This is a genomic window from Curtobacterium sp. B8 (genome assembly GCF_000333315.1).
GTDB classification, from domain to species: Bacteria; Actinomycetota; Actinomycetes; order Actinomycetales; family Microbacteriaceae; genus Curtobacterium; species Curtobacterium luteum.
In genome coordinates, this window is sequence record NZ_BACW01000305.1 from 1 (window position 1) to 1,324 (window position 1,324).

Below are 1,324 nucleotides of genomic sequence, written 5' to 3' on the forward strand. Positions count from 1 at the left end.
GGTCCTCATCGGGATCCCGGCCGGGCTCCTCGCGGGCGCGGTGGTCTGGGCCGTCCGGTCGACGTCCGCGTGGTGGCGTGCGGCGGCGGCCGGGGTGACGGGCGCCGTGCTCGTCGGTGAGGGCGTCCGGGCGCTGCTGCAGGTCGCCGCGACGACGGGCACGACGTTCTGGACGATCGAGATCGTCGTCGGCGCCGCGGTGGTCGTGGCCGGCGTGTACTCGGCCCGGACGGCGACGGCGCGGGTGGTCGCGCTCGGGACCGGCGTGCTCGGTGCCCTCGGCGTCCTCGCCGTCTACCTGTTGCTCGGCTGAGCCTCCAGCGTCGCGGGCCTGCGAGGATCGGACAGTGCACCTCCTCTCGGTCTTCAGCATCCGGAACCGGTCCCTCATCGCGCTCGTCACGATCGTGGTGGCGATCTTCGGTGGCATCTCGCTGACGAGCCTGAAGCAGGAGCTCATCCCGAGCGTCGAGTTCCCGCAGGTCGCGATCGTCAGCGCCTACCCGGGAGCGACGCCGGAGGTGGTCTCGAACGACGTCTCGACGAAGATCGAGCAGGCCATCCAGGTGGTGCCGAACCTCGAGTCGACGAGCGCGACCTCGTCGACCGGGCAGAGCGTGGTGTCGGCGTCGTTCGACTACGGCTCGAACCTCGCCAGCGCCGAGGACAAGATCCAGACGGCGGTCAACGCGCTGTCGCTGCCGGACACCGTGCAGACGCAGATCGTGACCGGCTCGTTCGACGACCTCCCCGTGCTGCAGCTCGCGGTCACGGGCTCGGGGAACCAGGAACAACTGGTCGACCGGCTCAACGCGACGGCCGTCCCCGACCTCGAGAAGCTCGACGGGGTCCGGCAGGCCGACGTGTTCGGCAACCCCGGCCGCCGGGTCGTGATCACGCCGGACGAGGACGAGCTCGCGGCGAAGGGGCTGACGACGCAGTCGATCTCGGACGCGCTCGACGACAACGGGACGCTGATCCCGGGCGGCACGATCACCCAGGACGGCTCGACGCTCTCGGTGCAGACCGGTGAGCGCATCGCGTCGATCAAGGACATCGAGGCGCTGCCGCTGACGGCGTCGTCGAGCGGCAGCGGCTCCAGCTCGAACGGTTCCGGTTCCGGGGGCGGGAGCGCGACCGGCGCGACCAGCGGCACCGGCACGACGAGCGGGGCGGGCGCGACCGGCACGACCAGCGGGACCGGCGCTGCCGGCGGGAGCAGTGCCTCCAGTCCGGCCGCGACCGGGACCACGGGCGCCACCGGCGCCTCCGGGACGGGGGCCACCACCACGACCACCACGCCGACGGAGCTCGGCGACGTCGC

At 72.5% G+C, this 1,324-nt stretch carries 2 protein-coding genes; both read left to right on the forward strand.

The annotated features are described in order from the left end of the window. Positions 1-313 (forward strand): DUF6518 family protein (locus I59_RS22745; RefSeq protein WP_022903328.1); only part of this gene is annotated, 313 nt, incomplete at its 5' end. 34 nt (positions 314-347) lie between these two features. Then, positions 348-1,324 (forward strand): efflux RND transporter permease subunit (locus I59_RS07490; RefSeq protein WP_031273281.1); only part of this gene is annotated, 977 nt, incomplete at its 3' end.